This is a genomic window from Streptomyces sp. NPDC057474 (genome assembly GCF_042802555.1).
GTDB lineage: Bacteria > Actinomycetota > Actinomycetes > Streptomycetales > Streptomycetaceae > Streptomyces.
In genome coordinates, this window is record NZ_JBHVDX010000057.1 from 35,292 (window position 1) to 45,216 (window position 9,925).

Annotated in this window: 8 protein-coding genes; 6 read left to right on the top strand and 2 right to left on the bottom strand. The window is 71.3% G+C overall.

Annotated elements, in window-relative coordinates; translation table 11 throughout:
- Positions 1–26: 26 nt before the first annotated feature.
- Together ACFU53_RS18525 and ACFU53_RS18530 are read right to left on the bottom strand one after the other, a co-directional pair.
- Positions 27–299, bottom strand: a complete 273-nt coding sequence (locus ACFU53_RS18525) for a TrbC/VirB2 family protein (protein ID WP_383993005.1) — start codon at positions 297–299, stop codon at positions 27–29.
- Positions 300–360: 61 nt separating this feature from the next.
- Complete coding sequence (locus ACFU53_RS18530; RefSeq protein WP_383993008.1) at positions 361–2,121, bottom strand: conjugal transfer protein; 1,761 nt, start codon at positions 2,119–2,121, stop codon at positions 361–363.
- Between the two features lie 325 nt (positions 2,122–2,446).
- On the opposite strand from ACFU53_RS18530, the gene ACFU53_RS18535 reads away from it, so the two are divergent.
- From ACFU53_RS18535 to ACFU53_RS18560, 6 genes are all read left to right on the top strand, one after another.
- The gene (locus ACFU53_RS18535) at positions 2,447–3,037 is read left to right on the top strand and encodes a hypothetical protein (protein WP_383993011.1); all 591 of its coding nucleotides are present in this window, start codon (positions 2,447–2,449) and stop codon (positions 3,035–3,037) included.
- A gap of 48 nt (positions 3,038–3,085) precedes the next feature.
- Complete coding sequence (locus tag ACFU53_RS18540) at positions 3,086–3,448, top strand: DUF4913 domain-containing protein (protein WP_383993014.1); 363 nt, start codon at positions 3,086–3,088, stop codon at positions 3,446–3,448.
- 340 nt (positions 3,449–3,788) lie between these two features.
- Positions 3,789–4,481: a hypothetical protein gene (locus ACFU53_RS18545; RefSeq protein WP_383993017.1), complete on the top strand. Its 693-nt coding sequence runs from the start codon at positions 3,789–3,791 to the stop codon at positions 4,479–4,481.
- A gap of 6 nt (positions 4,482–4,487) precedes the next feature.
- On the top strand, positions 4,488–6,560 hold the full coding sequence (locus ACFU53_RS18550) for a peptidoglycan DD-metalloendopeptidase family protein (protein WP_383993019.1): 2,073 nt from the start codon (positions 4,488–4,490) through the stop codon (positions 6,558–6,560).
- Between the two features lie 56 nt (positions 6,561–6,616).
- Positions 6,617–8,050, top strand: a complete 1,434-nt coding sequence (locus ACFU53_RS18555; protein ID WP_383993022.1) for a PQQ-binding-like beta-propeller repeat protein — start codon at positions 6,617–6,619, stop codon at positions 8,048–8,050.
- Positions 8,051–8,114: 64 nt separating this feature from the next.
- Entirely contained in the window at positions 8,115–9,845 is a 1,731-nt protein-coding gene (locus tag ACFU53_RS18560) for a type IV secretory system conjugative DNA transfer family protein (RefSeq protein ID WP_383993025.1), read from the top strand.
- Positions 9,846–9,925 lie beyond the last annotated feature (80 nt).

The following is a 9,925-nucleotide window of genomic DNA, read 5'->3' on the forward strand; positions in this document are numbered from 1 at the left end:
AAACGTCTGATGGGCGTCGTCAGTCGTCAGTTGCCCTGGCCGCCCTCGCCGCCGCCGATCTGGCTGCCGAGGTCGATGAGCAAACCGGCGAGGCCGCTGGCACCGCCGATGATCAGGGCGGCGAGCGCGATCATGCCGAAGCCCTGGAAGGCCTCGCGCATTCCGTCGCCGCGCTTCATGGACAGCAGCATGCGGATGCCGAGGACGAGGAGGGCGATGACGGCGACCATCGTGCCGACGTTGGTGAGGATGTCCTGGATCTCTCCGAACATCGAATCCAGGGTGGCTGCCAGGTACACGGGGTGGTTCCTCTCGATCAGGGAGTGAAAGGCGTTGTGAAGTGGGAAGGCGTGGTCCCGCTCAGGACTTGTCGGACTGCTTGTCCTTCGCGGGCTGGGGGGACTTGGAGGCGGACGGGGACGGCGGGACGGCGTCGCCATCGTCGGGTTCGGTGTCCTCGTCGGACGCGGCGTCCTCGTCCTCGCCGGGCGCGGCGGTCTCCTCGTCGGTGTCGGCCCGGCCGCCCTCCGCGTCCAGCACACCGCCGCGGACGTCCTTGATGAACCAGCCCTGCGCCGTGCTCACCACGGTCATCCGGTACGAGCGGTTCACGGCCCCGCCCGCCGGGTCGGTCCACGCGACCACCACCCGGAGCTGCACGGCCTGCCCGTTGGCGTAGGCGTACGGGTCGGTGCCCTGGACGTTCGACGGCACCAGTGCGTCGACCTCGCTGACGGTGGGGTCGCTCAGCTCGCCGGACAGACCGGTCGTCGCGGCCTGCGTGGCGTCGGACGTGGTGAAACGGGCCATCGCCGTGGTGTCGGACGCGCCCCACGCCTCGAAGTAGCCCGGCAGCACCTGCTCCCGCAACTGGTCGGACAAGGTGTCGTCGACGACCTCGGCGTCCTGGTCGACCGACGGCACGTCCGCGCGGGGCGGCAGCGGCATCTGGCCGACGTCGCCCGCGACGCGCATGCCCTCGCCGGTCGCGAGGTCCTTCACATAGACGGGCACGGTGAGGGTGGTCAGCTTGTCGCCCTCGCTGCGGACCTGGACTCCCAGGTAGCGGCCGTGGTCGCCGTACTCGGACAGCGTCTCGGCGGTGCCGTCCCAGGTGGCGGAGACGGCCTTGTTCGTTCCCTTGCCGTCCCAGCCGCACTCGCCGTCGACGCCGGCGGAGGTGTAACGGGCGAGGTCGTCGCGGCGTGTGGACGCGGTCTCCGGGGAGTACGTCATGCACAGCATCGCGTACTGCTCCGCGAACGTCGCCGCCTGCCGGGTCGGGAACTCGGTGAGGCGGTACTTGGCGGCGTCGGCGGGGTCGAGCCCGGCGGTCGCGGGGGTCGACGACTTGCCGATCACCAGTCCCATCACACCGCACGAGCCCAGCGCGAACACACAGGTGGTGATCAGCAGGGTGGCTCGGAGGGCGACATGGGTACCGCGGCCACCGGCGGGGACGCGGCCGCCGGGCTTGGGGACGCCGAAGTCGCGGGCGGGGGCGGGCCTGGCGGCGGCCTTCGCGGGAGCCCCGCCCGAAGTGGAGGCCCCGGCCGAGGGGGCAGGGCCGGCCGTGGCGACGGGCTGGGCCCCGGGCGTGGGAGCGGCACCACCGGCGGCAGGCGCCTGAGGCGTGGCCGTGGTGGGGGACGATGTCGCGGTCAGGGCAGCCGAAGCCGCGGCGGGGGCCGACGCCGAGCCGCCCTTCTTGCGCTGCTCCTTCGCCGCCTTCTTCTGCTCGTACGCGGCCTTGCGGGCCGCCCGCTCCCGCTCGCGCTTCTCCTTCTTCGACTCGCTCGCGGGGCGCGTCTCGCGCGGCGGGAGCGCCGGTACGGCGGCGTGGCCGGCCTGGGGCGTGTTGCGCACCCAGGCGGCGGCGACCTGGGCGCGGGCCGCGTCGGAGGGGAGTTGCTGCGGCTGGGGGTGCTGTGGCTGGGGGTGGGAGGCCTGCGGGGCCGGCGGCTGGCCCTGGTGCGGGGCAGCGGGGTGCTGCCCTTGGCCCTGCGCCTGCCACGCCTGCTGCTGCGGCTGTTGGGGCTGTTGGGGAGGACCGAAGGACCCGGGCTGCCCGGAAGGCTGGCCTCCGCCGACCGCGCCAGCAGGGCTGTTGTGGTCTGTCATCGAGTCGGTTACTCCAGCGAGTCGGTTCCCCGTCCGCCTGGGCGGGTCACGACCGCACCGCACGACGGGCCCTGGCCCAGCCAGGTGCGCAGGCAGTGTGACAAAGACCTGTCACGGGACCGCTGTCACTTTCCTCGTCGGGAGACCGGGGATTCCCGTCGGGTCCGAGTTCGGGAAACCGGCCGGGAAAAGTGTCAGGAACACGACGGGAAAGTGGGCTAGCTGTCCTGACCCGCCTTGGGCCCACAATGCGCGGGGCGCGTCGGCCGTACGCACGACGCCCCGGATACCCCCTGCACCCGACGGACCCGGCGAAGGACGAGAGTTGACCGACCAGAACGGGCACCCGCAGCAGCAGTCGCAGCCCGACCCGCGCACCTGGGACGTTCCCCAGCAGGCCACACCGGTCCAGCAGACGCCGACGGCCGAGCAGGCGCCTGTCCCGGCTCCCGCCGCAGTCCCGGTTCCCGCCGCAGTCCCGGCTCCCCAGGCGCCTCGGGCACCGCAGGCCCCCCAGGTCTTCCAGGCCGACCAGGCCTGGGTCGACGGCTACGAGCCCGGCAATCCCTGGCAGGCGCGGCTGTGCATGGAGACGCCGTACGGGACGTTCACCTATCCGCTCACCCCGCACACGATCCCCGAACTCCTGGAGCAGATGGTCCTGGTGGCCCAGGAGCAGCAGGGGCTGCCGGTCGGTTTCGACGCCGACCCCGAGACCGGGGCGCTTCCCGAGGACGGCGAGGACGCCGACGAGGACCAGCAGAGTCAGGCCCCCGGCCTCCACGGCGGCCGTGCCGCCCGGCTGACCGGCTGGGCCCTCGTCCACGACCTGTGGGAACGCGAGGACCCGACGGCGCGGATCGTGATGGGCGCGGTGGTGGTCGTGCTGCTGCTCCTCGGCATCGTCCTGACCTGACAGTTCGCCGCCCCAGGTCCCCGAACAGCAGCCCGCAGGAGTGGAGCGATGAGCGGTACCGCAGGGTCTTCCGAGCAGCCGGAGTTCTACTTCGCGGACGTCTACGTCTTCGTCTCCGATTACCTCGCCCAGATGGTCCGCCGCCGGGTCAACGGTTCGTCGGCGACCTGGTGCCCCCGGTGGTGGGAACACCCCGAGGCCGGCGCCCGGCTCTCCGCGCTGTGGCTGGCCTGGGAACACCTGCGCCAGGACCCGGCGCTAGGCATGTCGACGTGGTGGCTGCACCATGCCGACCCGCATCTACGGGTGCTGATGGACGCCGACTCGGGCCCGTTCGCGGCATGTTCGCCCAAGGACGGGCACACGGCGTACCCGTTCGATCCGCTGCCGGTGGATCCGCGGCCGGAGTGATGGCCGTGGACACGTACGACACGTAGGGCACGTACGAGAGGACGGCGCGGTGAACTGCTCGAAGCATGTGGCCAAGAAGGAAGCCGCGGAGCGCCCCGCTATCTCGCTTACGGCACCGCGGTGAAGTGGGCACGGCCCGCCGAGGAGGAGTGACGCCGGGCATCCGCCGAGGCGGGCGCACCCGTTGGGTCCACCGCCCGGATTTCCCGAGCTTTCCCGATACCGCCCCGCGCTTTTCCCGCCGGGAATTCCTCCGACCCCCCGCACCACACCTCCCCCTACCGTGTCCCGGTCACCCGTCGACCGCCGTACCGGCTCAGCACAAGGGAGGCGCGGGAGCGTGGAGTTGCCTGAGGAGAACAAGCGCACGGGGCTGTTGGCCCTGGGAGTGCTCGGCGTTCTCCTGATCGCCGTCCTGACTGTGTTCACCGTCTTCGACGGAGACGACGGAAGCGACGAGAACGGCGGTTCGGAGGCCCCCACCGCCACCGCGGGCCAGGGCGGCGGGACGGGATCGGGCGGACAGGACACCTCCGACTCCGACGAGGACGCGGCCGACGGGGGCGGAAGCGCGGCGACCGTCCCGATCGTCTCGGTCGCCGAAGCCACCGAGGCCCACGAGATCATGACGCGGTACATGGCCGGCATCAACACCTACGATCACACGGCCAAGTCGGCGGCCTGGCAGTCCCCGCTCCTCGAACTCACCCTGAACGACGCGCGGATGAAGGAGCTGACCGCGCTGCCCACCGGCAAGGCGTGGGCCACCTGCCAGGCCGGACAGTGCACGTCCAAGGGCACCGCCGTCGTGGAGCGCGACGCGGTGATCTCGGACGACCTGGTGCGCGACAGCGGCCGTTCCATCTCCAGCCTGGTCGAGGTGAAGGCCACGCGCACCGAGGGCGGTGAGACCACCACCGAGTCGAACCAGTGGCTGGTGAGCGTCCAGGAGGTCAACGGCAAGTGGGTCGTCTCGGGATTCGACATCTTCGGGCTCGGTGACGTGGGCGCCTCCGACGACTCGGGGGCGTGACGCGCGATGGTTGCTCCGGCGGTACTGGCCGCCGCCGCCAAGGCGGCGAAGGTCGCCAAGGCGGCCAAGGCGGTGGCCCAGGCCAAGAACGGCTCGGGCGGCGGCAGCAAGAAGAACGGCAACAAGAAGTGGCTGTGGATAGCCGCCGGTGTCGGTTTCCTGCCCCTGGCCGGGATCGGCACGCTCGTCCTGGTCCTGCTGGGGTCGCTCCTCGGCGGGATGGGTGCGGGAGCCGCCGCGGCGGCCTGTGACGACTACGCCGACAACGCCGAGGCCGGCAACACCGACGACGCGGCGGCCACCAACCCGGTCATGCCGGCGGGCAAGGTGTACCTGCCGAGCACGACCGCGCGCAACGAGATCCCGCCGAAGATGATCCTCGCCTCGATGCGCGCCGCCGCCCGCTACGACGGCCTCGACTGGACGATGATCGCCGGGCAGATGTACCAGGAGACCAAGTACGGCCAGGACCCGTCGGCCGCGCCCGGCGGCGCCAACTTCCTCGGCTACATGGGCATCCTGCAGTTCGGGAAGCCGGCCTGGACGGACTACGGCGACGACGGCAACGGCGACGGCAAGAAGGACCTGTACAACATCGACGACGCGGCCTACGCCGCGGCCAACTTCCTGCACGCCAAGAAGGCGGAGACCCAGCCCTTCAAGGCCCTGCAGATCTACTCCGGTTCGTCCTCCTCCAACAGCATTTACCCGCGCGTCGTCCTCACCCAGTCCGCCCGCTACCGAGGGGTGCTCACCGGCGACAAGGACCTCATCAAGCGCTGGTACGCCCACCTCGCGGAGACGATCGAGAAGAACCCCGGCTTCCCCACCCTGGGCAAGCAGTCGGACATCCCGGAGCCGGTCGGCAACGGCGCCCAGCCCAGCCGGGCCCTCAGCATCGCCGCGACCCCGGCCCGCTCCTGGTCGACACCGCCGCTGGACGACGCGGGCGACGACACCACCACCGCGATGTCGCTGGCCGCGTACTCCACCGACACGACGACCCTCGCCCTCCCCGTCGCCAAGCCCATCCCCGGGGGCAAGGACTGGCAGTGGCCCATGAAGCAGGGCACGTACCAAATGGGTACGCCGTACCACAAGCAGGGCAACATGTGGAGCCTCGGCTACCACACCGGCCTCGACCTGGTGGCCTCCAGCGGCACCCCGATCTACGCCCCGGCCGACGGCAAGGTCGTGACCGCGGGCCCCGGCGGGTCGTACGGGAACATGACGAAGCTCCAGCACGCGGGCGGCGTCATCACGCTCTTCGCCCACCAGACCTCGATCAAGGTGTCCGCCGGTCAGTCCGTCAAGCGCGGTGACCAGATCGGCACGGTCGGCGCGACCGGCAACGTCACCGGCCCCCACCTGCACTGGGAGGTCCTCGTCCCGGGCGTCGACAACCCGTTCGTCGGCGGCCAGGACCAGGGCCCCGGCATGGTCGACCCCGCGGCGTGGATGGCGGGCCGCGTCACCGCCAACCCCGACTACGGCACCGTCCCCGGCGACAGCGGCAGCGAGGGCCGGAACGCGCAGTACGAGGAGTGCGCCGAGGACAACGGCGGCGCCGCCGTCGCCCCCGACGGCGCCGGCGCCTCCGGTGTCCTCCCCGACTCCGACGACCCGGTGATCCGGGCGGTCCTCGGCTGGGCGCAGCGCGGCATCGGCGTCCCCTACGTGTACGGCGCGCCGCGTCTGCAGGGCCGGAACCCGACCAGCTTCGACTGCTCCAGCCTCACGCAGTGGGCGTACTACATGGCCAGCGACGGAAAGATCAACATCGGTGCCACGACCCGTGATCAGGAACCCCGGCTCCGCAAGTACGAGGTGTCGCTGTCCGAGGCGCAGCCCGGTGACCTGATCTTTTTCCGGCCCGAGGGCGGCGGCTTCTCCGGGCACGTGGGCATCGTCTGGGACCCGAAGACCAAGAAGATCATCCACGCCCCGCGTCCCGGCAAGTCCGTCTCCTTCAGTACCTGGGACGTCCAGGACGAGATCACCGGCGTCTACCGCGTGCCGATCCCGGCCGGCACGAACGTGGTCGAGGGGGACGGCAAGACCGACACGGAACATGCATGAGGCGCACCCCGTACTCATCGCCGCACAGGCATCAAGCACCCCACGGAGCAAGCACGTTGACGAAGACCCGTACGTTCCTGGTCGCCGGGACGATCCTGTCTCTCGGGCTCGTCACCGCCTGTGGCGGAGACGGCGATCCCGAGAGCACGGACGCGACCGGCGAGGCGAAGCCCAAGGCATCCTCCACCACGAAGCGGACGGGCCCCGCCTACGAGGGTGCCGAGTTGCCCGGCCTGTCCGCGGAACCGGTGTGGAGGCTGAAGGGCGCCGGCCCCATGGGCTGCGCCGACGACCCGGCCAAGGCCGCCGCGACAGAGGTCGTCAACTTCGACGCGCAGACCTGTGTGCTGGGTGACGCCGTGGTCCTGACCGAGGACCTGACGGAGTCCTCCCAGAGCGGGGAGGAGACGGAGAGCCGCTTCCGGGCCCGTCTCCACGACCCTGCGACCGGCGAGGTCCGCCGGACCATCGACGTCACGGTCCCGGCCGAGTGGCGGGGCGAGCGTGAGCGCACCCTGGATCAGTTCATGCAGGTCTCCGAGTGGAAGGACGGCTCCCCGGCGCTCCTGGTCGTCTCCGGTGACGTGGTCGAGGCCGACGGTCTGAAGAAGGCCTCGATCACCACGACGTACACCATGTACGCGCCGTCCGGGAAGGAGCTGGGCAGCTCCACCCTCAGCGGTGAGGACGGCTCCGGACTGACCGTCGAGGCGGGCCATCTGCTCACGAAGGAGGAGTACAAGAGCGACACGTACACCCCCATCGGCGGCGGCGCCCCCGTCGAGGTCAGGGACCGGGGCCTCGATCAGGCACCGGTGGGTGCCGGGTTCGGTTACCGCGCCGTCTCGACCTGGTCCGTGGTCGACGGCAGCGGCAGCCGCCTGTCCGTCAGCGATCGCCTCACCGGCAAGGAGCTGTGGAACCTGGAGGACGTCGACCGGCCCGTCGCCCTCGCCGATGTCGAGGACTCCGGTGACCTGGAGGCCCGTCTGCTCCCGCTCACCGACGAGCAGGGCATCCTCGCCTGGGAACAGCCGGGTGACGACGCGGACGACGAGATCCTGACCGTCGTCGATCTCAGGACCGGCCGGCTGATCGCCGAGGGGCCGAAGCAGGACCTCGACGAGAAGTCCCGCGGCCGGGGGAACACCGTCCTTGCCCCGGACGGCGGCACCGTGGTCACCCGGTTCGGTGGCGGTGCGGTCGCCTGGAACACGGAGACGGGCGCCGAACTGTGGCGGCAGGAGACGGACGAACACGCCATCACGCCCCTGGGCCTGACCGCCGGGGGTGTCCTCTATGCCTCCGTCGACACCATGGGGCTCACCGCGCTGGAGCTGAAGACCAAGAAGGTCCTGGCCTCCGACCTCGCCCCGGACCTGATCACCGATCTGACCGCGGACGCCGAAGTCCTCCAGTTCACCACGGACGGCTACGCGGTGCTGGCGGGTCAGGATCTCTTCGTCTTCGCCCCGGAAGCGAAGCAGTAGACGCAGCGGACGTCGTGGCGGACGCAGCCCCGACCCCCCACCCCCAGAAAGGACGGACCCGCGGGTGACCGCAGAACAGCAGAAGAAGCCCCGCGCCGAGGACGACTGGACGATCGAGATCGTCATCGTGGTCGCGATCGTGCTCCTGGGTGTCGTCGGGGCCTGGCTCGCGGCGAAGATCGGCGCGCCGTTCGCGGACGCGCCGGCACCGGCGTCGAACCCGCTGACGTTCGTCGTCGCCATGGTCAAGGGCGACTACAGCTGGCCGGGGTCCGCCGCCAGCGCCGTGGCCGCCGGGGAGGCCGTGCTGCTCGGCATCCTGGGGACCGCCGCGTACCGGGTGGTCCAGCGGTTCAAGAAGAAGCCGAAGGTGGACGGCGCGGCGCAGCACCTCGCGAAGGGTGAGGAACTGGGCAAGCTGACGATGAAGGGCGCGGCGGCCACGGCCGAGCGGCTCGGCGTGAAGGCGCGGACCCCGGGCGTCTTCATCGGACGGTCCGTCAAGGGACGGCAGCCGCTGTTCGGTTCGTACGAGGACATGCACGTCGACATCTGGGGGCCCAGGACCGGCAAGACCACCCGGCGGGCGGTCCCCGCCATCCTCGACGCGCCCGGCGCCGTCCTCGTCACCTCCAACAAGCGCGACATCGTGGACTCCACCCGCGGCCCCCGCACCGCGCGCGGACCCGTGTGGGTCTTCGACCCGCAGCAGGTCGCCGCCGAGACGCCCAGCTGGTGGTGGAACCCGCTGTCGTACGTCACCGACGTGGCCAAGGCCCGCAAGATGGCCGACCACTTCGCCAGCGGGTCGCGAGACGCCAACGCCTCCACGGACGCCTTCTTCGACCCGGCCGGCCAGGACCTGCTCGCCAACCTGCTGCTCGCCGCCGCCTGCGGCAAGATGCCGATCACCCAGCTCTACACCTGGCTGTCCAACCCCAAGGACGACACCCCCGAGCGCATCCTGCGCGGCGCCGGGCACACCATGTCCGCCGACGGCCTCAACGGTGTCCTCACCGCCCCCGACAAGCAGCGCAGCGGCATCTACGGCGTCGCCCAGCAGATGGCGTCCTGCCTGGTCAACCCGGAGGTCAACCGCTGGGTGACGCCGCCGGCCGACCCGAACGCGCCCGAGTTCGACCCGCACGCGTTCGTCCGCACCGGCGGCACCCTGTACTCCCTCTCCCGGGAGGGCCGTGACTCCGCCGGGCCGCTCGTCACCGCGCTCACCGTCGCCGTCGTCGAGGCGGCCGAGGAGTACGCCACCACGCAGCGCGGCGGCCGCCTCGCGCTCCCCCTCGTCGGCGTCCTCGACGAGGCCGCCAACGTCTGCCGCTGGCGCACTCTGCCCGACCTGTACTCCCACTACGGCTCGCGCGGCATCATCCTCATGACCATCCTCCAGTCCTGGGCGCAGGGCATCGAGGTGTGGGGCGAGCGCGGCATGGAGAAGCTGTGGTCGGCCGCGAACATCAGGGTCTACGGCGGCGGTGTCTCCGACACCCGCTTCCTGGGCGATCTCAGCGAGCTGGCCGGTGAGTACGACCAGCGCGAGTACCAGGCGAGCCGGGAGTCGGAGTTCGGCGGCTGGAGCGGCAACCGCACGGTCAGCGAGTCCGTCAGCCGCCAACGCGTCCTCGGCGTCTCCGACCTCGGCGCCATGCCCCCCGGCCGCGCCCTCGTCCTCGCCTCCGGCACCAAGCCGGTCCTCGTCGAGACCATCCCGTGGTGGGAGGGGCCGTACGCCCGCGAGGTCCAGGAGTCGCTGCGGAAGTACGACCCCGGGGCGCGCTGAGCACGACCCCGGCGCGCGCCGAGCGGTCCGGGCCGGGAACGCCGACATGGTGTTCCCGGCCCGGACCGTTTTCGTCCGGC

What these genes read in the sequence shown, in the direction of transcription:
- ACFU53_RS18530 (WP_383993008.1), bottom strand. Translation starts at nt 2,121, where the DNA reads ATGACAGACCACAACAGCCCTGCTGGCGCGGTCGGCGGAGGCCAGCCT.
- ACFU53_RS18540 (WP_383993014.1), top strand. Translation starts at nt 3,086, where the DNA reads ATGAGCGGTACCGCAGGGTCTTCCGAGCAGCCGGAGTTCTACTTCGCG.
- ACFU53_RS18550 (WP_383993019.1), top strand. Translation starts at nt 4,488, where the DNA reads ATGGTTGCTCCGGCGGTACTGGCCGCCGCCGCCAAGGCGGCGAAGGTC.